The sequence below is a fragment of the Paenibacillus sp. J31R30 genome (assembly GCF_059692115.1).
This window is the reverse complement of sequence record NZ_JCAUAV010000001.1, coordinates 1,182,957-1,209,632: the sequence shown is the minus strand read 5'-3', so window position 1 is coordinate 1,209,632 and position 26,676 is coordinate 1,182,957. Positions and strand designations below refer to the sequence as shown.

Here is a 26,676-nt window from a genome sequence, read left to right as displayed (position 1 = left end):
TTGTAAATATAACCCACCTTCTATTTTGGTGTGGCTTTTTAACTATTATTTCTCGTCGTTAGAAAATCAGTTACCGAGTCTATTTGTTTCGTCCATGCAGTGAAAGTTTGTACACATATAATATATGGAATTAGAAAAAGTTTCCATTTAAAGATGAGAGTTTGTGCACGTACGAAAAATAAGGAGGTGTTGGATTTTTGAGTAAACTTGCTCAGTTAATGAATCTGATTGAAATCGTAGGTATTTCAAATATCAAAAAAATTGAGATCAAATATTTTAATGAAACTGAATTCAAATTGAAATTTGAATTAGGCGATGGCCCCATTCAAAGAACGTCTGAACTTAATAATTTTTTAGCTCTCATTGATTGGATTCAGGTCAAGGAAATTGAAGTTGAAATGTATGATGGTGGAGAAATGAAACTCGAATTTCCTTTTATTGATCCAACTGGTCCCACGGGTGCGACGGGAGCTACTGGACCGACTGGTGCTACTGGCGTTACGGGTGCTACTGGCGCTACCGGCACGACTGGTGAAGCTGGAGTAACTGGTGCTACAGGCCCGACAGGAACTACGGGTCCAATTGGACCAACCGGTGCCACAGGAGCTACTGGAGCTACTGGAACGACGGGCGCCACTGGCATAACTGGGCCGACTGGTGCTACGGGTGCAGTTGGAGCAACAGGTGGTACAGGTCTAATTGGTCCAACGGGACCAACTGGCGCTACGGGAGAAACAGGAGCAACAGGTGTTACTGGCCCTACTGGATCTATGGGTTCTGATGGGGCTACTGGACCGACAGGTGCAGCCGGTGCGACGGGCACTACGGGCTCTGATGGAGCTACAGGCGCAACAGGAGTTACAGGACTACAAGGTGTAACAGGGAGCACGGGGGCTACCGGTGCAATGGGAGCTACAGGTGAAACAGGTGCTACAGGCAATACAGGTTCAACGGGCGCTACTGGCGTGACTGGTCCAACAGGCGCGACTGGAACAACTGGTGCTACTGGAGCTGTCGGAGCTGTTGGAGCGACTGGCGTGACTGGTCCAACAGGCGAAACTGGTGCTACTGGAACAACAGGCGCCACTGGCCATACTGGATCAACGGGTTCTGATGGCGCTACTGGAGCGACAGGTGCAACCGGTTCAGCTGGAGCCACTGGGGTAACTGGGGTAACCGGTCCTACGGGAACTCAAGGAAATCAGGGTCTTCAAGGAGCAACTGGGGTGACGGGCGCAACAGGAATAGCAGGTCCAACAGGAGCTACGGGAGCCACAGGTGAAATTGGATCAATAGGACCTACTGGAGCCACAGGAGGTACAGGCGCTGCAGGTGTGACTGGTGCTACTGGTGCGACGGGAGCGACGGGCTCTGATGGAGCTACTGGCACTACCGGTGCTACAGGAGCTACAGGAGTAACAGGTGCGACAGGTTCTACAGGAGCTACAGGTCCAGCAGGTGCTACTGGTGCTACTGGTGCTACTGGTCCAAGTTTAGTACTAGCTTATGGATCTATGTATAGTGACGGCACAACTAGAGCTGCAGTAGTTGGGAACTTTGTTGATTTTGATACTGCTGGAGTACCTGTTCAAAACACAGTTCCAGATCTAGTAAACAATCAAATATTAATTCAATTAACTGGTGATTATTTAATCACCGCTGCAGCAACTGCTTTACTTGATCCATTAGAGTCTGTGTCTTTTGGTATACACAATGGATTCGTTCCTATAGGAGGAGTATTTGAAGCTTTTAACAATTCACAAGCTCAAATATATTTTGTAACAGTTGGTAGAACTGTTCAAATTAGGCTAATTGCCGGCCAAGTTGTTAGAGTATTCATTACTGGAGCTATAGGTAACCCTTCCTATAACTCTTCTTCTTTAACAGTTAATCGAATCGGGTAAAATTTCCAGGGATCGGACCGTTAATTGCTGGTCTGCTCCCTTTAAAAAGAGAAGAGTTTGTGTATCTAGTTATTGTACTAGAATTTAAATAATAAGGAGGTGTGAGGCTTTTTGAGTAAACTAGCTCAGTTAATGAATCTAATTGCAATAGTGGGAATTATGAATATCAAAAAAATTGAAATTGAGTATTTTAATGAAACTGAATTCAAATTAAAGTTCAATAAAGGCGATGGCCCCATCCAAAGAATGTCCGAACTTAATGATTTTTTAGCAGCTATTGATTGGATTCAGGTCAAGGAAATTGAGATTGAACTGTACAATGGAGGAGAAATGAAGATCGAATTTCCTTATTTAGGTCCGACGGGCGCAACAGGATCCACTGGTGCAACTGGAGTTACGGGAGCTACTGGCGCAACAGGAGTAACCGGAGCTACGGGGGCTACGGGGGCTACGGGGGCAACCGGAGCTACAGGTGCTACTGGCGCAACAGGAACACCAGGAGTTACAGGGGCAACTGGCGTATCTGGTGCTACAGGAGCTACAGGTAATACTGGTGCTACTGGTGCAACAGGAGCTACAGGTGCTACTGGCGCAACTGGAGTAACCGGAGCTACTGGTGAAACTGGTGCTACTGGTGCTACTGGTGCTACTGGTGCTGCTGGCGCTACTGGAGCTACGGGTGCTACAGGTCCAACAGGCGATACAGGGGCTACTGGGGCTACTGGGGCTACTGGTGCTACTGGCGCTACTGGCGCTACTGGCGCTACAGGAGCTACAGGAGCTACAGGAGCTACTGGTGCTATAGGTGAAACTGGCGCTACTGGTGCTACTGGCGTTACTGGCGTTACTGGCGCTACGGGTGTTACTGGAGTAACAGGAGCTACGGGTGCAACTGGAGATACAGGCGCAACGGGTACAACTGGCGCAACCGGAGCTACAGGTGAAACTGGGGCAACTGGCGCAACCGGAGCTACAGGTGAAACTGGGGCAACTGGCGCAACCGGAGCTACAGGTGAAACTGGGGCAACTGGCGCAATCGGAGCTACAGGTGAAACTGGGGCAACTGGAATAACCGGAGCTACAGGTGCTACTGGAGTAACAGGTGCAACAGGCGATACTGGAGTAACAGGTGCGACAGGTCCAACTGGCGATACAGGCGCAACAGGTGCTACGGGAGCTACCGGTGAAACAGGTCCGACTGGAGCTACTGGAGCTACTGGAGCTACTGGCGCTTCTGGAGCTACTGGCGCTACAGGTGCCACAGGCCCAACTGGAGCTACTGGAGTAACAGGAGTAACAGGAGCGACAGGAGTAACAGGAGTAACAGGAGCGACAGGTCCAACTGGCGATACAGGCGCAACAGGTGCTACTGGAGCAACTGGGGCAACTGGGGCAACAGGCGCGCAAGGACCGGTTCCAGTATCAGCATTTAGGGCTAATAAGGATACCCAGCAAACTTTAACGGGAACCAGGATTGTGATAACCTTTGAAACTCAAGAATTTGATTTAAACAACGAATATAACCCCTTAACGTCAACGTTTACTCCTGCTCAAAATGGTATATATTTGATTATTGGATCGATATTCTTTGTAGGTCCTACAACAAACGGTTTCGTTGGAGAAATACAGATTGAAAGAAATGGTGTTATTGTTGCCGAGGACTGGGAAGGCATATCCTATCCTACTTTCACTAGAAATGCAGCTTACGTGGATGTTTCAGCTATACTAGAATTAAGTGTCGGTGATCAAATTCGCATAACGGCTTCAACGAATGCACCTGGTGTGGTAGCGCAAGGTGCCATTGGCCAACCAGAACGAAGCAATTTTCAAGCAGCAAGATTCCCCTCACCAACATAGAAAAAGATCACCAGAGCAATGGGTTTATGATGGATAGCTAAATAGAACGTTGTTGGCTTACGGAACGGTCAGAGAAAGGTGATAAGCTAGTACCGTATCCAGAACGTTGCGCGACTTGCAGGCTATGATTCAATTCAGACGACAATGCGTCATCTTATACTGTCCATGCAAGAAATAGGATATATAAGTATTCTGGCGCTACCTTTGTGGTAGCGCTTTTTGTTGTGCCACTGCTCGTCGCACAATATAAACCTATCCCACAAGGAATAGGCTTTTCTGCAAATCATCTGATATTTTCTTCTGAGCTCGCGTCACGTAAACCTCCACATTTCCTTAACACACCCCAAGCATCCCAGCAATCTCACTAAACGAAAAGCACTCACCATGCGCCAACACATAACACTCGCGTTCTCGATCGCTAAGTCTGGACAAAGCATCTTCAATCTGAAAACTCTGCCAGTCAGAAAGGTTAGCGGAACTCCCTGCTGAGCTCTGTGTGACGTATGCCTGCATACGGACCGGAACCATTAACTTCTCTCGCTGGTAGGCTGATCGACGCTCAATCCCCCGTTTATTCCCGGGGCGGCGCCCACTGTCCAGCCATTCAATCGTCCAGTCACAATCAGCAATCATCTCATTAATAATCCGCCGGTCTGCTTGCAGAACTGAAAGCTCATCAGGTTTACCAAGAATACTTTCCAAACATTTATCATTTTCTTGCTGCTCAATTTCTTTGATCTTACTACTTTTATCTGCAGCCATCTTTCTCAACATAGACGCTGTTTGCTTGTATCCATCAGATAAATCGTGGTTTCCCATTCCCTCACACCCCCGCAGTGTGTTAATATAGGTTTTGTGAACATATGTTTGATCCCCCGTGGTCTTGCTAGGAGCCGGGGGATCTTTCTATTTCTATATAGCGACTTTTAGAATTTTAGATTTCAACTCATTGTAAGTGTCAATTAGTTGTGGCTCACCACGTTCTAACAAATCGTCTTCATCTGAAGCACCGTACAAGTGGTACAACAACATAACTGCTTCTTCTGCTTGCTGCAATGCGGGTCTAATAATTTGAATAAGTTCGAAATAGCGATTAAGCGAAGCGAATATTGCAAATTTTTCAGTTGAAGTGTTTACCAATCCAACTTCGTCTTCATCCTCAAACTGGTCGGCCGGCACACCTGGAGGTCGCTCTTCTTCAATGCGTAGTGCCACACCTTGATTGTTTCGCTTAACCCACAAAAGCTTGCTTCCATTTCATATACTGTCCCTCCTTATTTTATGCAACTCCGTTCTCTACGCCTTCTATCTCACCGTATTCGTTCAAAAACAACGAATCCAGTCCTAGTCGAAGGATCAATACCTTCATACCTAGTCATGTATCGTCCTGCCTTCCTGCAACTAACGCCTCTGCGTGTTTTCTTGAGCTTAGCGATACAGTGCTCATTGTTTATAACACCTCCCCAAGTTCTTCGTTATTCAACGAAAGTTCATTGATTCGATCTGTTTAATTGCCGCCAGTATCGGATAAATCTGATACGGAACAACCGTATTTCCAAGTGCCTTTATTCGATGTCTGACCCCCCTTCGGGAAACCCCATCATCTGCTCCCAAAAAACCGGATTGCTTCGCCCTTTCCTTCCAATCAACATCATCAAATAGTTTGGGAGTTGTCCGCAGTGCGCTCTCTCTCCATTTTGCAATCTCTTTAGCGTCTTGTTGTAATCGTTCAAGCCCCTTGTATCCGATGCCGCAGAAGTTGGAAATAGTTCCGACAATATAGACTCTGTCTCTTCGGTGGGGTGCGTTGACGGCAACAGCCGGAACAACAAACGTTTCCCAGGTGTATCCTGCACCCTCCAAATCAGATAACACTTCGTCGAGGCCCAATGTGATGTGGTTAGCAACATTCTCACTAATAAACCATTTAGGCTTGATTTCTTGTAGTAATCTGCATATTTCCGGCCAGAGGTAACGGTCATCTTCCGCGCCTCTTTTTCCCCCGGCAATACTAAAAGGTTGGCAAGGGTATCCTCCGTGAATAATGTCAATTGAGCTGATTCCATCTGTTTTTAACCTCTCTTTCGTAAGCGTACATACATCATCATAGATTGGAACGTTCGGCCAATGCTTCCGAATCACCTTTTGGGGGAACGGCTCTCGTTCGCAGAAGACCAATGTTTCAATGCCGAACCATTCGCATGCCAAATCTATGCCGCCGATTCCGCTGAATAAACTAAGTGCCTTCACAGGTGAAAACCTCCTACTACTTTGTCAATAATGTCCTGGTTGATTCCGATGACCCTTAGCCTGATCCTCGACGCACCGTGGTTAAATTCTCCCTTAAATCTGGATTCTAAATATGCTCATATTCCTTTCTTATACCGCCTTTTCTTCCGTTCAACATTTAATTTAGCAGTCAACTCAAATTCAGTTATGCCAGCGTTAATCTCATCCTTTATAAGCAACCCCCCAAATTTTGCTAGGCAATCATCTTCAGTTGGCACTTTACCCGCGAACATAAATGTTGTTTAATCCATTCATAAATGCTCCATCTATTCACGCCGTTCCCCTCTTCCAAGAATTTTGGTTTTTCTTTTTATCTGGAAGTATGGAGACAGGTACCCTTTCTTCCTCTACTATCGTTTATAATTATCGGGTTCTTCGAAGTATCTTCATTAAAGCGATGGATTGGAAAGTCATTAAAGAAAACCCCATCAAAGGGGTAACCAAGCCTTAGGAGAAGTCCAAGGAAATGGAAGTTTACAATGATGACGAGGTTAGATTCGTTATAGGTGCTTTGTCTTCTGAGAAACAACTCTTCCGGACCTTAATTCTTCTTGCAATTACAACCGGCCTCCGCGTCGGTGAACTTCTTGGCCTTGAATGGAAACACATTGATTTAGAAAATGAATTTATTGAAGTAAAACAATGCATACCTATGTTCAAAGATGGACAATCCATAATAAAAGAACCTAAAACAAAAAACTCCATAAGAAAAGTTTCTGTCCCACAAATCGTTTATTGATGAACTTAGAGCTTTTCAACTACAGTGTAAGAAAGACAGACTGAAGCTTGAAGAGAAATGGGAAGGTGGAGAACGTTTTTTTGTTTTTTGCAATTGGAACGGTAAGCCCTTCTATACCAAAACGCCTGGCGATATGTGGCGACGCTTTATTAGAAAGTATCCGCAGATGAAATACATTCGATTCCACGACCTACGACACACTTCAGCTACCCTTCTCATTAACCAGGGTGTTCATGCCAAAATTATCTCCAATCGATTAGGACATTCCAATATAGGGACTACAATGAATGTTTACGGCCATGCTATAGAATCTGCAGATAAAGCCGCGGCAAGCAAATTCGACTCATTCTTTGAAGTAAAACAGCAAAAACCAGTTTAATTAAACAGGGACCAGTACAGTTTTCACGTGGTCACCAATTGGTGACCAGTTGGTGACCAACTGCTTCAAAATGCATCTGATTGACTCATTCCCTTTCCGAATAACGATGAAAAAAGCCAGTAAAATCAAGGATTTTTCAGACTATAACAGTTTATAAAAAGAGGCTTTGGTCTCTTCTCCCATGAGGCGGCTGCGCAAGCAGTCGCCGTTATATTATTTTATAGAACAGTTTCCTTAAACCCTTATTATATATGGGTTTTATTTGACTATAACAGAGCTTCAAAATTGTATAATAGCGTCGTTACCTCATTTTACGCTGGTGCAACTCAACTATGGTTTGAAAGTTCTCTTTTGCTGCGATATTAGACAAATGAAAAAGCACCGGTTAGGGTGCTTTATACTTAATTTCACTAATATTTTCCTCAAACTGTTCAACTTCTCTTAATTTAGAATAGGTTGCTTTTACGATTGGTCTAGAATTTTCATAAGATTTAAGCAAGATCGCTCTCTTGTTTTGATTAACTTCTTCTTTTAGTCTGTTCAAAACATATTGTACCTGGTCAATATCGCCCATTTCGTGGGCTCGAAAAAATGACGTATAATCAACAGTAAATAGAACTTCGCCATTAATTTCTGTATACCCATACTCTATTACAATACTATCCATAGTATCACCTCCCATCTCACACTTCGACAAAAGGTAACATTTACCCGCTATTAAATTCGACGTATTCATCCATTCACTTATTAGACTGAATGACAAAAAACAACTACTTTTCTGCGACTCTTTGGCAATTAAATTATATAATATCTAACTCAAATCTAAGGTCATCCAATCAAAATCATGAATCTTGTTTTTGAAGTCCCCAAACTCTTCTTCTGGGTTAAATAGAATCTTTACTGGAGGATCACCATATAAGCCGATAAAAGGAGGATTTGCCGTAATATCTCTTACTCCAACACATCTACTCACACTGTTTGAATTCAGTTTTATATAGTGGTGTATTGTTATTTAACAAATAGTCTCTTTAAAAGAGTTTTCTTTTCCTCTCTTATTTCTTCAATTGTTATATATTTTTGTCCATAAGTGTTTTGTATACTATGTATTCCTATCTCTAGCGACTGTAATAATACAATAGCCTCTCGACTTCCATTATTATCTTGAAGCTTAGGTAAAATGCATTTAGTGAAATTACGTTTCACGTCAGAATCTACTTGATCGTTGGTTAGGTGTTGAACTGAGTGTACAGTATTTATTACTAAGGAGGAAACTCCAGCTGCGATTATATCGAGACCATATTGAGTAAAACCAGTTTCACCTCTTGCTACAAAACCGTACAAAATATTTTTACTGTTATAGTAAAATGTCACCACAAATGGATTATATTCCTCAGTCTCATAATCAATTATAGATCTTTGAATTTCAATTTCGTTAGAAAACGCCATTCTTTCATCCCTCTTCATAATCTATCTATATTTTCCAAATGTTTATATAACTTGATACAAGGCATCTTTATTCGCATCACTGTTCTATTCCAAATATTACAAACTTGCAATTTAAAGCTATTTAGAAACTCTGATGACTCTTGTTACACTTTAATATCGTAACATATAATGGAAATAAATATGATCAAATATTAACAAAGAACCTATAACACAAAAAAAGCCCACAAACCTTGTGGGCTCTTTTGCTTTTTTCAGTTATGTTTTGGACATCGTTTTAGCATTGGAAGATTTGTCTTGCAAGAGTTCATTCTTAAGCTGTAATTGATGAATGATAGCATTCGTATTGTTCAAGTTTTTTTGTGCCATACGTGTTGCGTTAAGCAGGCTGATGCTAAATTGCTTCTCAAAGTCAGGCAATACATTTCCTGTAAGTTTAAAAGATAGTAGGTTCTTTGTTTGTTGAACAGTGTTAAATGCATCACTCTCATTCTTAATAATGGATTTCAGATCATCTGCATTACTCACTGTCTCTATAAGCTTCTGTGCCATCTGGATGGCTTCATAGTATTGTTTTGTTAAATCTTCAAAATCCACATTTAGTTGAGTCGCATACTCACTACCATTAGTTAAATTGGCATACTGCTGAAGTTGTTGCGAAAATGTCAATAAAACTGTATCTGTATCCTTTAGCCATTGGTATGCACTTTGCAAGCGTTCTAATTCTTGTTTTGCAGGATCTAAATTTGTTGTTGCCAGGGGAGATTGGGGCATAGTCACATTAACACTGTATGTGTTGGGATTCCATGTTACCAGAACCCCGAGTTGTCGCAACATGGACAAGGGAACTACTGTGTGATCTTTATAAATCATTGCGGGTAATTCATCGACTTTTAAAATTTGTCCATCAGCTGTTACATTTACAATGGGATTCCCTTCGAAATCTCCATTAATAGTTGCCGCGCCAGCTGCTCCCACGGGAATTGAGAGTACTAGTAAAAATAGAAGAAACTTTTTCATTGTTCACCTCGTTAGAAAGTTGACCACTCATTTGTTTGGCTACTGTTACATTCCACATTTACAGCGCACTCTCCTTCTGCTGGGCTTGATCCCCCCTTCCATTTTATGCTATAATCAAAACAAGAACATACATTCTCTTTATTTCACATCATCCTACAGTCAGAAAAGAAGGTCAGCCATGAAAGATCAACCTGTATTTGAGAATCTGCGTGACAAGTATGCTGATGAAGACCGCGCCAAGCTTGTGATGTTGCAGTTACGAACGTTAATGGGACAGAAGCAGAAGAAGAAATGGTATCAGAAATGGAAAACCCCAACAAAGACGAAGCCGACGAATTGGAACGACTAGCATGTCAGTCTAAGCTTATGTGCCTCTGAAAATAAAATAAAGGCTCCCCCTCGTAGATGGACTACTTGGAGAGCCTCTTCCTTTTTATCGGTTTCTTTTGCGCGAATAATATAAAACCCCTAAGTAATGCGCCCCTGTAAACAAGGTTAGTATCCCGAAGAATAACAAGAATCCGCCGTTCCGGTCACGGAAGAACAATTGCACAACGAACAACGCAAGGGAGATTTCGCTCCAGAGAAGCGTTCTTTTCTTGAGCTGAGTGAGATCAGCTGTGGATTTGCTTATTTTGCGAAGATTCATGTAAGTCAGTCCAGCGAGTACGATGACTCCAATGACGATCACGAGAATATAACTTGAATTGCCTGACATGTGACTCCCCCTAATTCTAGTAGATATTATATTTAAGATACATGGATTAGGGCGGAATGTCTATTTGAAAATGTCATTTCAAAGAGGTCTATGGCAATTGCTGTGGAACATATAGTGAAAATTGTTTCTAAACTCAGTGAGGTGCCCACATCATGTCTACCCTAACATTCAAACCATTAGAGTTGTCCGACATTCCTTTTCTAATGGATATTTACAATCATTTCGTTGTCCATACGACCTATTCTTTCCACACGGAACCTGTTGCATTACCCGAATTCACAGAAAGTGTGATCCATTCTAACCCCCGCTATCAGACTTACGTGATTCTGCTAGATGAGAAGCCGCAAGGCTATGTTCAAGTGATGCCCCATAAAAAGAAACAAGCCTATGATACGACCGGTGAGGTGACGATCTACCTTCATCCAGATTGCGTCGGCAAAGGCCTCGGCTCTGCCTCAATTCAATACGTAGAAGCGATCGCCAAAGAACGCGGCTTCCATTCCCTAATTGCGACTGTTTGTGCAGATAATGCAGCTAGCATTCACATGTTCACTCGGAATGACTACAAGCAATGCGCCCATTATCGCGAGGTCGGCTTCAAATGGGGTCAATTCCTAGATATTGTTACGTTTCAGAAAATCATTTCATGATTGGTTCACATCTTACGTGATCCTCTTACAAAGACAAATCTGTTTCCGTTATTTTCACTGGATAAGATCTCCCTCCCTAACAAAACCTAGAGCATAGTCATAATGCTCGGAGGGGATTGCCATGAACAAGCGGCTTTGGTCCTTTAGCATCGTTTGTCTGCTTGTAACCAGCTGCGGTGCGCCTTTTTCAAAGCCTTTTCAAGATCAGAGCTCAGCCCAACATGCCCATCCAGATGTCACCCAGACATCTACGGAGGCTAGTAAGGACTTCGAGGAGTCCCATATCGTTATAGATGATACAGGTTCTAAGAAGCGAATTCGTATGGTGGCACCTACGAGCACACCCTCATCTTCTGTGCAGCCACCAGTCACACGTGCACCAAGACCTGCTTTAACACCAAGTCCTTCGTTAACGCCTAGCTTGAAGCCTAAGATGAGCCCTAAAAAATCAGCTGCACAGCCGGAATCATCGAAGCGGCCTTCCTTGCCCGTCCAAAAAAATCAAGGCCAAATCCGAATTTCTCAGAAAAAGCTCACGCTCTCACAGCTAGTGGTTAAATACCCCGATACGTTCAAGCTGCGCGGCTCCAGTCAAGAGAAGAAAGTCGCGTTAACCTTTGACGACGGACCCGATACGCGATTTACGCCAAAAGTGCTGGATGCTTTGAAAGCGAATCAAGTGAAGGCTACCTTTTTTGTACTTGGTTCAATGGCTAGCACACATCCCGACATCATACGGCGAATCGTGAATGAGGGCCATGTGATTGGCAACCACTCCTACAGTCATGAGAATCTACCTAAACTCTCTGTGGATAAATTTCAAAACCAAATTCAAAGTACTGAAAGTGTGCTGCAAGGCCTTATTGGCTATGCCCCTAGGTTAATCCGCCCCCCCTATGGTGCAATTAATGAAGAACAGGTCAAATGGATCGCTAATCATCACTATTTAATTGTGAACTGGAATGTCGATTCCCTTGATTGGAAATCACTGAATTCTGATCAAGTCCTTCAGAACATCATGCAGCAGACAAAGCCTGGCTCCATTATTCTTCAGCACTCTGGAGGTGCAGACAGCCAAGATTTATCAGGAACTGTGCAAGCAATCGGACCGTTAATCAATAAGCTTAGAGCCGCTGGCTACACATTCGTCACAGTTCCTGAGCTGCTTCACGTAACCAAAGGTAAATAGCTCCGCTCACGCAAAAAAGCAGCCTAGCCAGGTTCATTCCTAGCAGACTGCTCTCTTTTTTCGTGGCGCCTGTAACAACAAGCTATTCTCCTGCTTGAGCGGTAGGGATAGCTGTTTTACAATCCGCACAATAGCCAAATATTTCAAACCGATGGCTTTGAATCTCAAAGCTCTCCGGCAAATCCTGCACAAGCTTCATCGGACAGAACTCGAACGTAACGGTCTTCTCACAGCTGACGCAGATCATGTGATGATGATGGTGTGACAAGCAGCTTGCTTTGAACTTCAAGCCATCCGCCAAATGAAATTGCTCCAGAACACCCATCTCGCTCAACAATCGGAGATTACGATACACAGTTTCGAAGCTTATGCCTGGATATTTCATTTTCATATGTTCATAAACATCCTTCGGCGATAAGTAACTCCCCGACTCTGCAAATAAGGCCGCTAAACTTCTGCGCTGCTCTGTAATACGCCAGCCCTTCTGCGACATCGCTTTTAGCATCTCGTCGATCGTATCCGTATGCGTACTCACTTGCATTACCCCTCTGTGTTGAAATGTTCTCTTATTATAGTGCAGCAAATGGACCGCTTGCGTCAAGTGTAGAACGATGACGGAATTTGCAAAGCACGGAAACAAGCAGCACTTGTGGACTTATAGAAAAAATCCTCAACCTGTGTTGAGGATTAACACTTTCCGATTAGCCGCTAGCCGATTCATCGGACATAGCTTCTAACCTTAGCAATTCTGCACGTATGACCTCTTTGTCGAAGTTCTCCCCGATAAAGACGGCAACGTCAGGCACATCGCCTTTTGGCGTTATTTTCACAAAATCCATTTCTCTGTACGCATATTGAAATAAGAACCGACTCGATGTATCCGAGAAGCTGAGAATCCCTTTGGCACGATACACTTCCTGAGGGAGTTTACTTACGAATTCCTCAAACGCGTTGCTGTCTACGGCCTGCTCAAAAAAGTGCGTATACGCCATCACATGGCGATGGGAATGGTGATGATCCCCATCCTCATGAGGATGTTCATGGCTATGCGACTGCTTCTCATCGTTCGATTGGGACTGCTCATACGCTCTGCCAGAAACTTCTGTATGAATGTCTTCGATCAGCCTGATATCGATCTGACTGAACACGGTATAATGCAATTCCGCATATGGGTTCCATTCACGTACGAGATCATGCACTTCTTGAAGCGCCGTCTCCTGCAGCAGGTCAGTCTTGTTCAGCAGGAGCAAGTTGGCACAGCGGATTTGATCCCGCATAAGCCGGTAGGTTTTGCCGCGACTTGTTCGATTTAACTCGAGCAACTGCGGTGCATCCACCACGGTGATCATGGCTGAAAGCTCTATCGGAAGTATGAGCGAAGCATCAGTTACTTCATCAATAATCTCCATCGGATTTGCAATCCCCGTCGATTCAACGAATATCAAGTCCGGCTGCTCCCCCGTCACTAAGTCGTTCAAGGCTGTGGCGAGATCACCACGACTAGAACAGCAAATACATCCGCCGAGCAGCTCAGACATCGGTACTTCATTTGCTATTAACTGTCCATCCAAATTCACTTCACCAATTTCATTCATGATCACGGCAGGCTTGCGTCCCGCTTCAGTGAAATAATCAATGGCCTTGGTGAGTAAGGTCGTTTTACCGCTCCCCAGGAATCCAGATAACACATAAACGTGAATTCGTTTGTTTGCCATTCGTGCTGCTACCTCCGTCCTCGGGCTGCTAACACCCTCTGTTACTCTGGCTTAACTTCAAATTTCGTGGCCAAGATCGGCCATTTCCCAACGATACCAGCTAAAAAAGGAAATAACTTTGCCCATAGCAAGCTCGTGGCTGGATCTGCTGGCTTCAGTGGAAGCTCTATGCGCTCGTACAGGATTTTCGCTGCTTCTTGAACAAGCTCAAATGCCAAATCAGCAGGCATCGTCTCGGCTACAGCCTGTAACCGCGGGAGATAGTTCTGTGCGATCGATTCCGATAAGTGATGCTCCGCTAAGTTCTCTGAAGCCATCACCTTGCCCATAGCCAAGCTAACTAACCGTGCTGTTTCTTCCTCAAAAGCGTGCGGAATACAATAAATTTCCAGCGCCAAAGCCGCTACATAAATATCTCTTAGCAGTTCATCTTCTTTGGCCATCGTTAAGACAGGTTGCGGTAAATAGGCGATTATAGCGGGTTTCAACGTGTCCCAACTATTCTCTATGCTCTTCATCGTAAACTGCATCATCGCTGCTGCCAGCTCTACAGGGGTAATTTGTTTCTTCTCTAGCTCTTGCATATGGGTTAATCCTCTTTTCTTTCGTTACTTGTAAAATGGATGATCAGCTCAATAATTTCGGATTGACTGCCTAAACGGATCGGCGGTCCCCATGTTCCGAAACCTGAGGACACAATCGCATGTAGGTTACCTTTGCGTAAATAACCCCAATCCAGCTCGAAAATCCGTCTGGTGAACAGATGATTTGGCGCTATTTGACCACGGTGTGTATGACCTGATAACATCACATCGGCGCCTGCAGCTGCCGCTACATCTAGCTGGTACGGTTGATGGTCCATGACGATAACCGGCTGTGCAAGGTCAATGCCCTCCATCAAGGACACTAGCGGTTTACGTCCTCCAGCGGAATGTTCCGCTGATTTATCTTTACGCCCCACGAGATATAAGCGTTCTTGGACATGAACGACTTCATCCATCAGCACGCGAATGCCGATTTGTTCCATTTGTTCCACGAAGGCTGGAATATGTCCACCATAATATTCATGGTTGCCAAGCACGGCATAAATGCCTAACGGAGCCTGTAGTTCTCGCATGGTTTGTCCCATTTGATAACGAATAAAAGGTTTAATATCATCGTCTATGACATCACCAGGCAGCAGAATCAGATCAGGCTTCATCCCATTCACATGCTTGACAAGCTTGCGCAAATGGCGGTTACCGACGACTGCTCCTAAATGAATGTCCGAGGCGACGGCTACTCGAAGTTGTTCCCAGTCCCCTGCTCGTTTGGGAATCGTAATCTCATACTTGCGGATGATCGGCGTCCGTGCTAGATACGAACCTAGTGCAAGTAGAGCTAGTAAAACAGCTGCATCAATCCAACCCAGAATCGGCACATAGGTCTCTGGCGAGATGGATGCAAAGTGGAGCACAGCGATCATTACGTCGGTCAATGGCAGAAGGAGCACGCCAAATTGGATGAGAGCAAACCAGTAGGAACCGATGATTTTAAAAAGCCGCGATACACTTGAAGGCAGCACGCGCGATCCAAACCATGCTATTAAATAAGATAAAGCAACGACCCAAAACACAGGCCAATACAACCCTGGATAAAATGAATCACCAAGTAGATGTGATAGAAAAACCTTCAGGTGCCAGCCTATATAGGCGTTAATGCCCATTACAATGGCGAGCATAAGCGTGATCCTAATTACCATACCATTTCTCATGTTTCTTGACGCTCCCATTCTCTATTACCCTCTACCTGTTACAGCAAAAGACTTATCGGCTCTATGCATAGCTCATCATCATTCCGCACATTCCCCACTCGACTAGATACAGGGTATGCCATCATTAACTCCGAGGGATATGGTCGTAAAAACGGCTTTAGTTGCTCCGCATCTTTGATGCTTCGATCTAACCACAACGCTTCCCTTTCACGTGGCAAAATGACTGGCATTCGCTCATGAATATCCTTCATCATTTCGTTCGATTCCGTCGTAATGACGGTACATGTTGAGATACGTACGCCTTCCGGGGACGTCCACGTGTCGTACAGTCCCGCCATGCTGAATAGTTCCTTACTGCGCAGCATGATGCGCATCGGCTGCTTCTGCTTGCCCGTTCCTTTCCAGTCATAGAAAGAATCTGCGGGGATCAGGCAGCGTTTGCGTTCAAAGGGTTTGCGGAAAGCAGGCTTGTCCGCTAAAGTTTCGGAGCGCGCATTGAGCATTTGATAGCCAATTTTCTCATCCTTGGCCCATTCTGGAATCAGTCCCCAACGCAGCTCACCCAGCTTATTTCGCTGCCCGTCATGAACGATCGCCATCACCTGCTGTCCTGGCGCTACATTATATTTGGGACTGTATCTCGGCATATAGGTATCGTACATATCATAACGCAGCATCAATTCCTCTAACGTTACGGTAATCGTGTAGCGTCCGCACATAGGTCAACATCCTTCTCCTTCACACGGTTATCCACTTCCCTCTCTCCATTATGGAAAAAAGATAGCCTTACGTCAATTCGTACAGCCCGAAGAAGCCTTCTTCTTCAGGCTGAGTGCGAATCGGCGCTTCGTGATATTTTGCGGCAGATTCATGATTTCTTCTTCGTTTCCGTCTCTAACACACTCACACGCGGATCCGTACCGTAAATGGTTGTGACCAGACTGTCGGCATATCGGCCGATTCTCGCGCCAATTTCAGCACGCATGTAGTCTCTCGTCATCGTAAACCGATCTTCGTGCTCTCGGCACCTATACCGGTAACGAATCATGTGATCGTCTTTCTCCTCTTCGGCAACGTGCATGTCATTCTCCAGCATATGGCGCTTTACTTTGGCTAAGTCGGCGTGCATATTTTTGGCCAGCACCTGGGCCACCTTCGAATAAAGTGTGCGCAGCATCTCGGAGGAACGCTCCACTTCGCGCGCCCTACGCAAAATAATCGTATGCATGTGCGGCAGCAGAACAGATTCTCGTATAATGCTAATGTCGTCCGCTGTCGGGCGCTTCGTAGGAACCGGTTTGTCATGACGTTGACTTTGAACGGCTTCTCGGTGCTGGGGCAGCATCATTCGGCTAGATTCCCATAAACCGTTATTCTGCAGTTTTTTGCTCATTTATAGTGGCCTCCAATTTTGAGCGAGCGCGTCTGTGCTTGACCCGCTGCCGTCAGGGAGGACGCACGAACAATTGCCGCATTGCCGAACCGATCCTTAATGCGATCCGTCACCTTCTCCAGTTCTCGCGCCTTCACTTGATCCTCAAAAAGGGTGAGCTGGTACGTCTCGTCGTCTACGAACTGACTCAGCATCACACCGGCCCGGCGAACGGGCATCGTATCCCAGAACTTATAGAAAAGCTGCTTCACAGCTTGAAAAACGGTACCTGTATGATTCGTGGGATCCGGCATCTTCATCTGACGCGAAAAGCCCGTCGGCGCATCAAACGGACTGCACATGCAACTAACCGTCACAATGGAGGCCATATAGCCTTTTCGCCGGCAGTCCCGGCACACTTCCTCGGTCAGCTCCATGAGGATCGTGTTCACTTCCGATGATTCCGCGTAATCCCTTGGCAGCGTCATCATATGGCCGATGGACTTTGGAGGCGTATCGAACGTGCCCGGCGTAACGGGGCTGTCATCCAGCCCGTTCGCGGTTCGCCACATCACCTCTGCGTGAATATCCGACTGTTTGCCGAAGCGCGCGCGGAATTTCTGCTTCAGCTGCGGCAGCGGTGTTCGTGCCACATGACCAATGGTATACATACCCAACTTGGCAAAATGGGCCGTCATCCGCGAGCCCACCCCAAACATTTTGCTGACGGGCTGCTCCCACAGGTGTTCCTCAATCGCAGAGGGGAGCAGCGTGAAAATGCCGCTCGCATTCTTTTTAGCCCAGATATCCGTCGCGATTTTCGCTAAAATTTTATTCGAGCTAATGCCTACGCGCACTTTTACACCTGTTTGTTTGAGCACCTTATACTGCAAACTCATCGCTACCTTCTCCGCATCTCCAAAGAGCGGCAAACTCCCTGTAACGTCCAGAAACTGCTCATCAATACTAAAAATTTCAACAAGATCCGTAAATTCCTTATAAATATCGGTAATCATCAACGAAACATCAATATAATGCTGCATCCGTGGCCGCATGACGATCAGCTCGGGACACTTCTTCAACGCTTCACCCAACCGTTCGGCTGTCGACACACCGTATCCTTTGGCAACAGGGCAGGCGGCTAAAATAATACCTGACCTTAACGCAGGGTCTCCTGCTACGGCAACCGGCTTATTCTCTAGACCTGGATGATCGGCCTTCTCTACACTTGCGTAGAAGCTCTGACAATCTGCCAGGAAGATCGTTCGTTCCCCACCCTTGTTCCCCTTACTCATCGCAATTCCCCCCGCATATTCATCAGCGTAGTCATAAGCTCAGCCTTGACCAAACTACGAAGCATCGTGAAATGATGGATGTAACCTCGAACTTTGTACTCTACTTGAATGCCTAGAGCATTCATTTCCGTGTGGATCACCTTAATATCTCGCTGCTTCATCTTACTTTTCAAACGTTGTAACTCTGGATAAATAGCCATCTCAACCTCTCTGAGGTAAAAAAGAATGTGATTATAAACAATTTTATCTTTATAAACCTTAAGCTCCTCCATATCTCTTGCCAGCATATCAAGCAAAATCGGCAACAGCGTGTATTCCTTAATCATTTGAACATCCTCTTCTGTCTCAACTTTGGAAGCACCACTCAATGTTCTCACCACCATATGCGAACATATATTCGTTTTTCCATATTATATACCGAACACGTATTCGTTATGCAAGTGGTTTTTTGGATATTTTTTTGCTAATAACAGGAATCATTGAAGTTAATTTCTATTAATTTTCCTATTTTCACCTATTTTTTTGAAAAAAGTGCGAATCATTATACCGTTAGTTCCTAGTCTTCATACGAAAAAAGCCACATACAGAGCATCTCTCGCTCTGCATGTGGCTTTTCAGCGTACACCTATCGAAACATGGACCATAATCGAATCAAGTGAAACGTGTTATTCGGATCAATTTTTTGCGAGAGGATGAACGTTAAAATCTGATGCGTTTGGTTCCCGCTAAGCTTCTCACCGAAAATCCCCGCGGCAAGACCGATCAATCGCGTAACCTTCGCCGTGTTTTGTAAATCTGCCTTCGTGACGCCTTGCAGGAGCATTTTGATGCGTTCCTTTACCTCAGGGTTTTTCATCTTGAACTTCACACGCTCCACGAGCGCAGGATCGATGCCATATTGCTGATAACTCATACCCGCACCTCCGATACCCGTCATGCTCCTATCCTATGAATGAAAGTAGGCAAACTTGACTGAGGTGGCCGTATATAAGAAAAACCTATATGGATGACCCTGAAGTTGGACAAAACCTTTGCAGCAGAATGACCGGTCTTGCGGGTAAAGGAGGGTTCAAGGTTCGGGGTTCGAGCTCTGTCAACAAAAAAACAGCCACCGTTTCCGGCAGCTGTCCCTTCACTCTACATATACACGGTGACTAAGATGACGCAGATGCAATTTAGCGCAATGAGCAGCGGAAAGCCAACAACAAAAGAAGTATGCTTCGTCTTATGGCGCCACAATCGCATGCCAAGCCAGCCGCCAATTCCACCGCCTAGAGCAGCGAGTAAGAATAGGCGTTTTTCCGGTACACGGCGTCCGCCTTTTTTGGCTTGCCCTTTGTCATGCCCCATCTCAATGAACGTAATGATATTCATCAGCAATAAATAAACAAGAAAATAAGTCACGGCGGTACACCTTCGTTTCCATAAAATAGTGCTACTCCTATCTTAAGAGGGAACACGCTAGGGGTCAACCTGTCTCGTAAGCTATCTACTAATCTAGCACTTCACTGTCAAAAATATGAGCCCGCTCCAAATACGCCCTCAGCGGCATAAAAGAAGCCCCCGTCCAGAAAGACGAGTCGCCTACAAGCTCGGCCGCATCATCTCGCGCCTGCTCCATGATTTCGAAATCCGCCATCATATCGGCGATGCGGAACTCCGGCAGCCCGCTCTGCTTCGTGCCGAAGAAATCCCCCGGCCCGCGCAGCTCCAGATCGCGCCGCGCAATTTCGAAGCCGTCGGTGGTCTCCGTCATCGCCTTCATGCGCTCCTTGCCGACCTCCGTCTTCGGGTCGGCGATGAGCACACAGAAGGACTGGTGCTCGCCCCGCCCGACCCTGCCACGCAGCTGATGCAGCTGCGACAGGCCGAAGCGGTCGGCGTCGTAGATCACCATCAGCGTGGCGTTCGGCACGTCCACGCCCACCTCGATCACCGTGGTCGACACCAGCGCCTCCACGGTGCCTTCCTTAAAAGCACGCATGATCGCTTCCTTCTCCTGCGCACTCATACGACCGTGCAGCAGGCCGATCCGCATCTGCGGAAAATGCTGTTGCAGTTGAATGTGGACGTCGATCGCATTCTGCACGTCCAGCTTGTCCGACTCCTCGATGAGCGGACAAATCACATACGCCTGCCGGCCTGCGGCCACCTCGCGCTGAATGAAGCCGAGCACGCGCTCAAGCATCGCATGCTGCACCGCGTACGTCTTAATCGGCTTCCGCCCCTTCGGCAGCTCACGCAGCGTCGACACGTCCATGTCGCCGAACGCTGTAATGGCCAGCGTGCGCGGGATCGGCGTCGCCGTCATCGTCAGCACGTCGGGATTCATCCCCTTGCGCCGCAGGATGCTGCGTTGGTTCACCCCGAAGCGATGCTGCTCGTCCGTTACAACCAAACCTAACTGACGGAAATACACATCCTCTTGTATAAGCGCATGCGTCCCGACCAACACGTGGATCAACCCCATCTGCAAAGAGGCCAGCAGATCCCTTCGCTGGCGGTCTGTGGAGCTTCCGGTCAGCAAAGCGACCTGCAGCCCATAAGGCTCAAACAAACTGCTGAGCGAGCGATTATGCTGCTCAGCGAGAATCTCCGTCGGCACCATCAGCGCGCCTTGGTAACCTGCCTTCACCGTCGCGTACAGCCCGATAGCCGCGACGATCGTTTTCCCCGCACCAACATCGCCTTGCAGCAGTCGGTTCATTGCGTAGGGCTCCTGCATGTCGTGCAGGAGCTCGCCAACAACCTTCTTCTGCGACTCCGTCAGCTGGAAGGGGAGCGCGCGCACGAAGGCGCGTACAGCAGGCAGATCGACCTGCTGCTTCAAACCATCCGTGCGGCTGCGCGTCACAGCCCGGTAAGCCTGGAGCTTGAGCTGGAAGAGGAACAGCTCCTCATACACCATGCGCCTGCGCGCCTGCTTGCCCTCCTCCACGCCGCTCGGCGTGTGGATGACAGCCAGCGCCTTGCTGCGCGGCATGAACCCGTACCTGCCGGTAATGCTCGCCGGCAGCACTTCACTGATCAAGGCGCTGTACTGCGTCAGCGCCTGCCCTATCACCTTACGCATCCACTTCTGCGTAATCGAGCCCGCAACCGAATAGACCGGCTGGATCGTGCCGGTATTCGAATCCCCCTGTCCGGGAAATTCCGAATCGGACACACTCATTTGGCGCCGCTTGGCGTCCCATTTGCCAGTAAGAATAATCTCCTGCTGCGGCCGCAAGCGATCCTTCAGGAAATGGCGGTTAAACCACACCGCCGTCAACAAGAAATCATCGACCATCACCTTGCAGGATAGCCGCGATTTGCCGCTGTAGCGCTGCAAGACCGGCTCCCCGATGATATAGCCCTTCACGGTGACACGGTCCCCGTCCTTAACGCTGGCTAGATCGCGAACGGTATAATCCTCATACCGGAACGGAACATATTCCAGTAAATCCATAACCGTAAAAACGCCCATGGCGTTTAGCTCAAGTGCTTTTTGAGCGCCAACTCCATGGACTTCACGTACTTCAACTTGATTTAAATCCATCTCTTACACCGTACTCACGAAGGCTGCGATGGTACCTGGTCCCGCATGTGCGCCAATAACAGGGCCTAGGGTAATATAATCCACGTGCTCCACGGCAAAACGCTGCACGATGGCCTCCCGCAGCTGCTCCGCGCCTTCCAAATTATTCGCATGAGCAATGTGCAGCGTGCGTACCGCCTTGTCAGACACATCCGCCGCTAACAGTTCAAGAATGCGTGCAATCGCTTTTTTGTTACCGCGAACCTTATCCACAACGGTCACTTCGCCCGCACTATCCAACGTAAGAATAGGCTTAATATTTAATAGGGAACCGAGCAGCGCCGACGCCTTGCCGATTCTACCGCCCTTTTGAAGAAACTCCAGTGTATCTACAAGGAAATAAATATAAAAGTTCGCTCTCATCGTCTGAACAAGCGCTACGATCTCATCGACGTTTTTACCCGCCTGAGCAGCCTCAGCAGCAGCCACAACGAGCGCCCCGATGCCATAAGAAGCCGAACAGGAATCAACAAGGTGAACCTTGCCAACATGATCGCCCTCTAACAGCGTAGAAGCCAGCTCAGCCGTCCTGTACGTTCCACTCAACACAGAAGACAGGTGAATAGAGATAACCTCCGTACCGGGATCCTCCAGCAATCCCTGGTATACCTCCAGAAACTCACCTGGTGACGGCGTTGACGTTGTTGGAAAATGGGCAGATGACGTCAGCTTCCGATAAAACTCCTCCGACTGAAGCGTCACCGTATCCAGATACTGTTCTTCGCCAAAATTAATTTTGAGCGGCACCATTTCAATGTTCAACGCTTCTCTGACAGCCAAAGGAATATCAGCCGTACTATCCGTTACAATACGAATATTTGTCACAGTGCTCACTCCCATCACGAATTTGCAATACCTGCTTGTACGCTCTTATTCAACCGAGAATAGGTACGCATACAAGGGTTGTCCACCAGGGTGAAGCTCAACTTCCATATCCGGATACATCGTCTGAATAAAAGCTTCCAGCTCGTCCGTGCCTTCCTCTGTCGCATCTTCACCCGTCAAGATCGTCACAATTTCGCTGCCTTCATCGATCATTTCCTCAAGCAGCTTCTTGCACGCGTCCATCAAGCTTGGCTGTGAAGAGACAATGCGGCCATCTTGAATTCCGATAAAATGACCCTGCTTAATGTCCATACCATCCATGTTCGTATCGCGTACCGCATACGTAACTTGTCCGGATTTGACACGACGAAGCGATTCACTCATCGCGTCTGTATTCGTCTGTGCATCCGCCTTCTCTTGGAAAGCCAGAATGGCTGCAAGTCCCTGCGGGATGGATTTCGACGGGATCACGATCAGTTTTTTGTTATCGACCAGATCAACCGCTTGCTGCGCGGCCAAAATAATGTTCGAGTTATTCGGAAGCACATAAATCGTGTCTGCGTCAATGCTGTTCACGGCGTTCACGATATCTTCCGTACTTGGGTTCATCGTTTGTCCGCCTGATAGCACGACATCGACGCCTACACTGGATAAAATATCTGTAATCCCGTCGCCAAGCGCGACAGCAACGAATCCGTACGGCTTATTAGGAGCAGCAACAGAAGTAGCAGCAGGAATGACTGCAGGAGCCTCATACCCATGCGTCGCATCTTCCAAAATGTGTGAATGTTGATCACGCATATTTTCGATTTTGATACGGCTCAATGCGCCGTAATTCATCGCATGATTCATAACCTCGCCTGGGTATTCCGCATGAATATGCACTTTCACGAGTTCTTCGTCAGCAACAACAAGGAGCGAATCTCCTAACTTGCTAAGTTGATCACGGAATGTACCTTCATCGAATGTGAAGCCCTTAACCTTGCCAGGAGCAATCGTCAGCATGAATTCCGTACAGTAGCCGTACTCGATATCTTCGGTAGCTAAATGGGCTTGTGCAGGCAGATGTGCGTGCACTTCTTTCGCCAAATTCATACCAGGAAGAAGCGAAACCTCACCCGAAAGATTCGTATCCATCGTAGCAAAGTCCTCATCCACTTGTACCAATCCGCCGCTTAACGCCGCAACGAACCCTTCATACACGCATACAAGACCTTGGCCCCCTGCGTCAACAACGCCAACCTGTTTCAGAATGGCAAGTTGATCCGGAGTCTTGGCTAGTGCTTCCTTCGCTCTGCCCAGAACCTCGTTCATCAGATCCAACAAATCGCTGCTGCGGCGATATTGCACAGCAAACTTAGCGGCTTCCTTGGATACTGTCAAAATGGTGCCCTCCACGGGTTTCACAACAGCCTTATAGGCTGTTTCGACACCTTGCTGCAAAGCAGCGGCGAATTGCTGGCCATTCACTTTTTCCAAATCATGCACATGCTTCGCGAACCCGCGGAACAATTGCGATAAAATCACACCAGAATTGCCTCTTGCGCCCATCAGTAGCCCTTTGGACAATGCATCAGCTGCTTTCCCAATATGAGAAGATGGCTTCTTCTTCAGTTCCTCACAGCCTGCCGTGAGTGTTAAATTCATGTTGGTGCCAGTATCTCCGTCGGGTACAGGGAAAACGTTCAATCCATTAACCTTATCTACATTCCTGCGAAGGTTATCCGCACCCGCCAAGACCATGGCAGTGAAGTCATTTCCATTTATTGAAATAAAGCGCTTACTCAAAGTGATTCCCCTTCCTGATTTTCGGGCTATTATTTGGCTACTCGAACGCCTTGAACAAAGATGTTCACATCGTCCACCTGCAGCCCTACAACGTCATTTAAGATATATTTGACTTTTGTTTGGACATTCCCTGCCACTACGGATATTTTGGTTCCATAGCTGACAATAATATAAAGATCAATTTCAAGTCGCCCGTTCTCTCTACGAACTTCTACACCGCGGCTTAAATTGTCTCGACCCAGCAGTTCAGCTATACCATCCTTCAATTGCTTTCTTGTTGCCATGCCTACAAGTCCATAGCAATCTAATGCAGCAGATCCGGCCAGAGTTGAAATCACTTCATTGGTAATATACACTTTTCCATACTCGGTTGTGAGTTCAATCGGCATTATGTAACAACTCCTTCAAGTTTCGCTTTAGCAAGACTAATCTTCATTGTACTATAACATACTTCATAAATAAACGGCAAAAATGCAGGCAATTCGTTGACTCGACTCCTTTTGCTATGCTATTATGTTTAAGTGTGTTTTTGCTGGATGCAATACGTATCACAAGATTTAATTTGAGGAATACTGTCATGTCAAGCTTAGGCTTGCCACCCAGGCTTCTTTGTATACTGCCGAAGGAGGTGTCAAACATGTCCCGCAAATGTTTCATTACAGGTAAAAGTCCTAGTTCAGGAAATCACGTGTCCCACGCTAACAATAAAAACAAGCGTACTTGGGGAGTTAACGTTCAAAAGGTTCGCATCCTCGTTGATGGTAAACCGAAACGGGTTTACGTAAGTACTCGTGCGTTGAAATCCGGAAAAGTGGCTCGCGTTTAATTCGCAGCTGTGGATACTTAACTTACTTATGTGAATGACAAAAAGCACCTTAATCGGTGCTTTTTTTGCATTCCTGGGGAGAATGACGTAAGTATGGGCAATCCTTAGTTTTTACTAAACGTATTAAGTACAGCTTTTACGAATCCTCCCAAAAATCTCGGCAGTTTGATTGTGTAGAATTTCATTCTCTACCCCTCCTTAGAGTTTTCGCCAGAAAACTAGCTTCGTAACGATCGCCAGCTCCTGACTTCTTGAGCAAACGCTTCGCGGGCGTGCATGACTGCTCCTTAACATCATTACAACAGTGTATGCCCAGAGCGGAGAAAAAGTGACATCTATTTTTACTTCCTCCCACAATTCAGTTGCTTCCAGAAAGCAAAAAAAGCTACAAGAGCGCATCACTCTTGTAACTATATGTATGCGGCTATGGAGCAGTTATGCCCACCTGTGTGTACAGCGCAACAATTAAACTGAAAATGAAATAGAAGATGACCGATATGACGATAAACCATACGCGAAAGCTAATTTGTTCAAATCGACGGAAGAACCGCATCCCTACGTAGAGAGCGCCAAGTGAGAAAATATACTTCACAAAATCGTCTATGGTTGAAAAACACGTCAATAATACCGCGCAAAGCAGACTGTACATCAGTAACCAGAGAAATCTCATTGTCCTTTGTCCCCTTTTAGCCGCGTATTCGTCTAATGGCCTCAGCACGGTCCTGTTGCCCGAATACGGCATTGCCGGCTACTAAGACATCAGCCCCCGCCTCTATAACCTGACGAGCTGTTACCTCATTAATACCGCCGTCTACTTCGATATGAAGACCCGTGAGCCCCTTCGCATTCGCTTGCTCACGCAGCGCACGAATTTTACTCAGCATCCCAGGGATGAACGCCTGCCCACCAAAGCCTGGATTCACCGTCATAATCAGTACGAGATCCAAGTGCTCATCAAGCACATGCTCAATGAGCGAAATGGGTGTAGCAGGATTCAACACAACGCCAGTCTTAATACCGCTTTGTTTAATAAGGTCGAGCGTCCGGTGCAGATGCGTACAGGCTTCTACATGCACAGATATCAGATCCGCACCTGCCTTCACAAAATCAGGAATATAACGGTCTGGCTTTTCGATCATCAAATGAACATCCAGGGGAAGCTTGGTGACTGGACGAATCGCGTCAACAACAAGGGGACCAATTGTAATATTGGGCACAAAATGGCCATCCATAACGTCGACATGAATCCAGTCCGCTCCGCCCTGCTCCACTGCCTTAATCTCATCGCCAAGCTTGGCAAAATCGGCAGATAAAATAGAAGGTGCTACATATACCAT

Annotated in this window: 32 protein-coding genes; 8 read left to right on the top strand and 24 right to left on the bottom strand. The window is 46.5% G+C overall.

The window, feature by feature from the left end; all coding sequences use genetic code 11:
* Window positions 1-197 precede the first annotated feature (197 nt).
* On the top strand, window positions 198-1,904 hold the full coding sequence (locus AC58QO_RS04635; protein ID WP_497264099.1) for a collagen-like triple helix repeat-containing protein: 1,707 nt from the start codon (window positions 198-200) through the stop codon (window positions 1,902-1,904).
* A 111-nt stretch (window positions 1,905-2,015) separates the two neighbouring features.
* The gene (locus AC58QO_RS04630) at window positions 2,016-3,761 is read left to right on the top strand and encodes a hypothetical protein (protein WP_497264098.1); all 1,746 of its coding nucleotides are present in this window, start codon (window positions 2,016-2,018) and stop codon (window positions 3,759-3,761) included.
* Between the two features lie 333 nt (window positions 3,762-4,094).
* Here AC58QO_RS04630 and AC58QO_RS04625 read toward each other — a convergent pair whose 3' ends face one another.
* The 3 genes from AC58QO_RS04625 to AC58QO_RS04615 all read right to left on the bottom strand — a co-directional run bounded on the left by AC58QO_RS04625 (window position 4,095) and on the right by AC58QO_RS04615 (window position 6,011).
* Window positions 4,095-4,580 carry a sigma factor-like helix-turn-helix DNA-binding protein gene (locus AC58QO_RS04625; protein ID WP_497264097.1) on the bottom strand — a complete coding sequence of 162 codons (486 nt, stop codon included), beginning with the start codon at window positions 4,578-4,580 and terminating at the stop codon, window positions 4,095-4,097.
* A 93-nt stretch (window positions 4,581-4,673) separates the two neighbouring features.
* Window positions 4,674-5,003 carry a hypothetical protein gene (locus AC58QO_RS04620; RefSeq protein WP_497264096.1) on the bottom strand — a complete coding sequence of 110 codons (330 nt, stop codon included), beginning with the start codon at window positions 5,001-5,003 and terminating at the stop codon, window positions 4,674-4,676.
* Window positions 5,004-5,240: 237 nt separating this feature from the next.
* Window positions 5,241-6,011, bottom strand: a complete 771-nt coding sequence (locus tag AC58QO_RS04615) for a DNA cytosine methyltransferase (protein WP_497264095.1) — start codon at window positions 6,009-6,011, stop codon at window positions 5,241-5,243.
* A 505-nt stretch (window positions 6,012-6,516) separates the two neighbouring features.
* On the opposite strand from AC58QO_RS04615, the gene AC58QO_RS04610 reads away from it, so the two are divergent.
* Together AC58QO_RS04610 and AC58QO_RS04605 are read left to right on the top strand one after the other, a co-directional pair.
* Window positions 6,517-6,789: a site-specific integrase gene (locus AC58QO_RS04610; RefSeq protein ID WP_497264094.1), complete on the top strand. Its 273-nt coding sequence runs from the start codon at window positions 6,517-6,519 to the stop codon at window positions 6,787-6,789.
* Entirely contained in the window at window positions 6,767-7,168 is a 402-nt protein-coding gene (locus AC58QO_RS04605; RefSeq protein WP_497264392.1) for a tyrosine-type recombinase/integrase, read from the top strand. The genes AC58QO_RS04610 and AC58QO_RS04605 overlap by 23 nt, the downstream gene beginning before the upstream one ends.
* 385 nt (window positions 7,169-7,553) lie before the next feature.
* Here the strand turns inward: AC58QO_RS04605 and AC58QO_RS04600 are convergent, their stop codons facing one another.
* The 3 genes from AC58QO_RS04600 to AC58QO_RS04590 all read right to left on the bottom strand — a co-directional run bounded on the left by AC58QO_RS04600 (window position 7,554) and on the right by AC58QO_RS04590 (window position 9,631).
* Entirely contained in the window at window positions 7,554-7,835 is a 282-nt protein-coding gene (locus tag AC58QO_RS04600) for a hypothetical protein (RefSeq protein ID WP_497264093.1), read from the bottom strand.
* A gap of 341 nt (window positions 7,836-8,176) precedes the next feature.
* The gene (locus AC58QO_RS04595) at window positions 8,177-8,614 is read right to left on the bottom strand and encodes a ribosomal-processing cysteine protease Prp (protein ID WP_497264092.1); all 438 of its coding nucleotides are present in this window, start codon (window positions 8,612-8,614) and stop codon (window positions 8,177-8,179) included.
* Between the two features lie 255 nt (window positions 8,615-8,869).
* Window positions 8,870-9,631: a stalk domain-containing protein gene (locus AC58QO_RS04590; protein WP_497264091.1), complete on the bottom strand. Its 762-nt coding sequence runs from the start codon at window positions 9,629-9,631 to the stop codon at window positions 8,870-8,872.
* 178 nt (window positions 9,632-9,809) lie between these two features.
* Here AC58QO_RS04590 and AC58QO_RS04585 point away from each other — a divergent pair, with 178 nt between their 5' ends.
* A complete protein-coding gene (locus AC58QO_RS04585; protein ID WP_157257142.1) occupies window positions 9,810-9,980 on the top strand; it encodes a hypothetical protein in 171 nt (56 codons plus the stop codon).
* A gap of 84 nt (window positions 9,981-10,064) precedes the next feature.
* Here AC58QO_RS04585 and AC58QO_RS04580 read toward each other — a convergent pair whose 3' ends face one another.
* Window positions 10,065-10,349, bottom strand: a complete 285-nt coding sequence (locus tag AC58QO_RS04580) for a hypothetical protein (protein ID WP_056624777.1) — start codon at window positions 10,347-10,349, stop codon at window positions 10,065-10,067.
* A gap of 152 nt (window positions 10,350-10,501) precedes the next feature.
* Between AC58QO_RS04580 and AC58QO_RS04575 the strand changes: the two genes are divergently transcribed.
* Together AC58QO_RS04575 and AC58QO_RS04570 are read left to right on the top strand one after the other, a co-directional pair.
* Window positions 10,502-10,999 (top strand): GNAT family N-acetyltransferase, encoded by a 498-nt coding sequence (locus AC58QO_RS04575; RefSeq protein WP_497264090.1) that lies wholly within the window; start codon window positions 10,502-10,504, stop codon window positions 10,997-10,999.
* 121 nt (window positions 11,000-11,120) lie between these two features.
* Window positions 11,121-12,188 (top strand): polysaccharide deacetylase family protein, encoded by a 1,068-nt coding sequence (locus AC58QO_RS04570; protein ID WP_497264089.1) that lies wholly within the window; start codon window positions 11,121-11,123, stop codon window positions 12,186-12,188.
* An 82-nt stretch (window positions 12,189-12,270) separates the two neighbouring features.
* Here the strand turns inward: AC58QO_RS04570 and AC58QO_RS04565 are convergent, their stop codons facing one another.
* From AC58QO_RS04565 to AC58QO_RS04500, 14 genes are all read right to left on the bottom strand, one after another.
* On the bottom strand, window positions 12,271-12,729 hold the full coding sequence (locus AC58QO_RS04565; RefSeq protein WP_497264088.1) for a Fur family transcriptional regulator: 459 nt from the start codon (window positions 12,727-12,729) through the stop codon (window positions 12,271-12,273).
* A 160-nt stretch (window positions 12,730-12,889) separates the two neighbouring features.
* A complete protein-coding gene (locus tag AC58QO_RS04560; RefSeq protein ID WP_497264086.1) occupies window positions 12,890-13,903 on the bottom strand; it encodes a CobW family GTP-binding protein in 1,014 nt (337 codons plus the stop codon).
* A 41-nt stretch (window positions 13,904-13,944) separates the two neighbouring features.
* Entirely contained in the window at window positions 13,945-14,487 is a 543-nt protein-coding gene (locus tag AC58QO_RS04555) for a hypothetical protein (RefSeq protein WP_497264085.1), read from the bottom strand.
* Window positions 14,488-14,492: 5 nt separating this feature from the next.
* The gene (locus tag AC58QO_RS04550) at window positions 14,493-15,656 is read right to left on the bottom strand and encodes a metallophosphoesterase (protein WP_497264084.1); all 1,164 of its coding nucleotides are present in this window, start codon (window positions 15,654-15,656) and stop codon (window positions 14,493-14,495) included.
* Between the two features lie 38 nt (window positions 15,657-15,694).
* Window positions 15,695-16,375: an SOS response-associated peptidase gene (locus tag AC58QO_RS04545; protein ID WP_497264083.1), complete on the bottom strand. Its 681-nt coding sequence runs from the start codon at window positions 16,373-16,375 to the stop codon at window positions 15,695-15,697.
* A 149-nt stretch (window positions 16,376-16,524) separates the two neighbouring features.
* Window positions 16,525-17,049, bottom strand: a complete 525-nt coding sequence (locus AC58QO_RS04540; protein ID WP_497264082.1) for a YhjD family protein — start codon at window positions 17,047-17,049, stop codon at window positions 16,525-16,527.
* A complete protein-coding gene (locus tag AC58QO_RS04535; RefSeq protein ID WP_497264081.1) occupies window positions 17,046-18,323 on the bottom strand; it encodes a DNA polymerase IV in 1,278 nt (425 codons plus the stop codon). The genes AC58QO_RS04540 and AC58QO_RS04535 overlap by 4 nt, the downstream gene beginning before the upstream one ends.
* Window positions 18,320-18,691: a YhjD family protein gene (locus AC58QO_RS04530; RefSeq protein ID WP_497264080.1), complete on the bottom strand. Its 372-nt coding sequence runs from the start codon at window positions 18,689-18,691 to the stop codon at window positions 18,320-18,322. Before AC58QO_RS04530 ends, AC58QO_RS04535 begins: the two co-directional genes overlap by 4 nt.
* Before the next feature lie 257 nt (window positions 18,692-18,948).
* Entirely contained in the window at window positions 18,949-19,236 is a 288-nt protein-coding gene (locus AC58QO_RS04525; RefSeq protein WP_497264079.1) for a stage VI sporulation protein F, read from the bottom strand.
* Between the two features lie 224 nt (window positions 19,237-19,460).
* Window positions 19,461-19,727: a DUF1294 domain-containing protein gene (locus AC58QO_RS04520; protein WP_497264078.1), complete on the bottom strand. Its 267-nt coding sequence runs from the start codon at window positions 19,725-19,727 to the stop codon at window positions 19,461-19,463.
* An 88-nt stretch (window positions 19,728-19,815) separates the two neighbouring features.
* Window positions 19,816-21,861, bottom strand: a complete 2,046-nt coding sequence (gene recG / locus AC58QO_RS04515) for an ATP-dependent DNA helicase RecG (protein WP_497264077.1) — start codon at window positions 21,859-21,861, stop codon at window positions 19,816-19,818.
* Window positions 21,862-21,864: 3 nt separating this feature from the next.
* On the bottom strand, window positions 21,865-22,725 hold the full coding sequence (locus AC58QO_RS04510; protein WP_497264076.1) for a DegV family protein: 861 nt from the start codon (window positions 22,723-22,725) through the stop codon (window positions 21,865-21,867).
* A 45-nt stretch (window positions 22,726-22,770) separates the two neighbouring features.
* A complete protein-coding gene (locus AC58QO_RS04505; RefSeq protein WP_497264075.1) occupies window positions 22,771-24,513 on the bottom strand; it encodes a DAK2 domain-containing protein in 1,743 nt (580 codons plus the stop codon).
* A gap of 29 nt (window positions 24,514-24,542) precedes the next feature.
* Window positions 24,543-24,902, bottom strand: a complete 360-nt coding sequence (locus AC58QO_RS04500; protein WP_310499088.1) for an Asp23/Gls24 family envelope stress response protein — start codon at window positions 24,900-24,902, stop codon at window positions 24,543-24,545.
* Between the two features lie 248 nt (window positions 24,903-25,150).
* On the opposite strand from AC58QO_RS04500, the gene rpmB reads away from it, so the two are divergent.
* Entirely contained in the window at window positions 25,151-25,339 is a 189-nt protein-coding gene (gene rpmB, locus AC58QO_RS04495; RefSeq protein WP_029197753.1) for a 50S ribosomal protein L28, read from the top strand.
* Between the two features lie 104 nt (window positions 25,340-25,443).
* On the opposite strand, the gene spoVM is transcribed toward rpmB, so the two are convergent.
* The 3 genes from spoVM to rpe all read right to left on the bottom strand — a co-directional run bounded on the left by spoVM (window position 25,444) and on the right by rpe (window position 26,676).
* Window positions 25,444-25,524 (bottom strand): stage V sporulation protein SpoVM, encoded by an 81-nt coding sequence (gene spoVM / locus AC58QO_RS04490; protein WP_036634233.1) that lies wholly within the window; start codon window positions 25,522-25,524, stop codon window positions 25,444-25,446.
* 239 nt (window positions 25,525-25,763) lie between these two features.
* Complete coding sequence (locus AC58QO_RS04485) at window positions 25,764-26,009, bottom strand: hypothetical protein (protein WP_497264074.1); 246 nt, start codon at window positions 26,007-26,009, stop codon at window positions 25,764-25,766.
* A 16-nt stretch (window positions 26,010-26,025) separates the two neighbouring features.
* Window positions 26,026-26,676 carry a ribulose-phosphate 3-epimerase gene (gene rpe / locus AC58QO_RS04480; protein ID WP_497264073.1) on the bottom strand — a complete coding sequence of 217 codons (651 nt, stop codon included), beginning with the start codon at window positions 26,674-26,676 and terminating at the stop codon, window positions 26,026-26,028.

Coding starts and splice junctions, on each gene's coding strand:
- AC58QO_RS04625 (WP_497264097.1), bottom strand. CDS start 4,580: ATGGGAAACCACGATTTATCTGATGGATACAAGCAAACAGCGTCTATG.
- AC58QO_RS04610 (WP_497264094.1), top strand. CDS start 6,517: ATGGAAGTTTACAATGATGACGAGGTTAGATTCGTTATAGGTGCTTTG.
- AC58QO_RS04600 (WP_497264093.1), bottom strand. CDS start 7,835: ATGGATAGTATTGTAATAGAGTATGGGTATACAGAAATTAATGGCGAA.
- AC58QO_RS04595 (WP_497264092.1), bottom strand. CDS start 8,614: ATGGCGTTTTCTAACGAAATTGAAATTCAAAGATCTATAATTGATTAT.
- AC58QO_RS04590 (WP_497264091.1), bottom strand. CDS start 9,631: ATGAAAAAGTTTCTTCTATTTTTACTAGTACTCTCAATTCCCGTGGGA.
- AC58QO_RS04585 (WP_157257142.1), top strand. CDS start 9,810: ATGAAAGATCAACCTGTATTTGAGAATCTGCGTGACAAGTATGCTGAT.
- AC58QO_RS04580 (WP_056624777.1), bottom strand. CDS start 10,349: ATGTCAGGCAATTCAAGTTATATTCTCGTGATCGTCATTGGAGTCATC.
- AC58QO_RS04575 (WP_497264090.1), top strand. CDS start 10,502: ATGTCTACCCTAACATTCAAACCATTAGAGTTGTCCGACATTCCTTTT.
- AC58QO_RS04570 (WP_497264089.1), top strand. CDS start 11,121: ATGAACAAGCGGCTTTGGTCCTTTAGCATCGTTTGTCTGCTTGTAACC.
- AC58QO_RS04565 (WP_497264088.1), bottom strand. CDS start 12,729: ATGCAAGTGAGTACGCATACGGATACGATCGACGAGATGCTAAAAGCG.
- AC58QO_RS04560 (WP_497264086.1), bottom strand. CDS start 13,903: ATGGCAAACAAACGAATTCACGTTTATGTGTTATCTGGATTCCTGGGG.
- AC58QO_RS04555 (WP_497264085.1), bottom strand. CDS start 14,487: ATGCAAGAGCTAGAGAAGAAACAAATTACCCCTGTAGAGCTGGCAGCA.
- AC58QO_RS04550 (WP_497264084.1), bottom strand. CDS start 15,656: ATGAGAAATGGTATGGTAATTAGGATCACGCTTATGCTCGCCATTGTA.
- AC58QO_RS04545 (WP_497264083.1), bottom strand. CDS start 16,375: ATGTGCGGACGCTACACGATTACCGTAACGTTAGAGGAATTGATGCTG.
- AC58QO_RS04540 (WP_497264082.1), bottom strand. CDS start 17,049: ATGAGCAAAAAACTGCAGAATAACGGTTTATGGGAATCTAGCCGAATG.
- AC58QO_RS04535 (WP_497264081.1), bottom strand. CDS start 18,323: ATGAGTAAGGGGAACAAGGGTGGGGAACGAACGATCTTCCTGGCAGAT.
- AC58QO_RS04525 (WP_497264079.1), bottom strand. CDS start 19,236: ATGAGTTATCAGCAATATGGCATCGATCCTGCGCTCGTGGAGCGTGTG.
- recG (WP_497264077.1), bottom strand. CDS start 21,861: ATGGATTTAAATCAAGTTGAAGTACGTGAAGTCCATGGAGTTGGCGCT.
- AC58QO_RS04500 (WP_310499088.1), bottom strand. CDS start 24,902: ATGCCGATTGAACTCACAACCGAGTATGGAAAAGTGTATATTACCAAT.
- rpmB (WP_029197753.1), top strand. CDS start 25,151: ATGTCCCGCAAATGTTTCATTACAGGTAAAAGTCCTAGTTCAGGAAAT.
- spoVM (WP_036634233.1), bottom strand. CDS start 25,524: ATGAAATTCTACACAATCAAACTGCCGAGATTTTTGGGAGGATTCGTA.
- AC58QO_RS04485 (WP_497264074.1), bottom strand. CDS start 26,009: ATGAGATTTCTCTGGTTACTGATGTACAGTCTGCTTTGCGCGGTATTA.
- rpe (WP_497264073.1), bottom strand. CDS start 26,676: ATGGTATATGTAGCACCTTCTATTTTATCTGCCGATTTTGCCAAGCTT.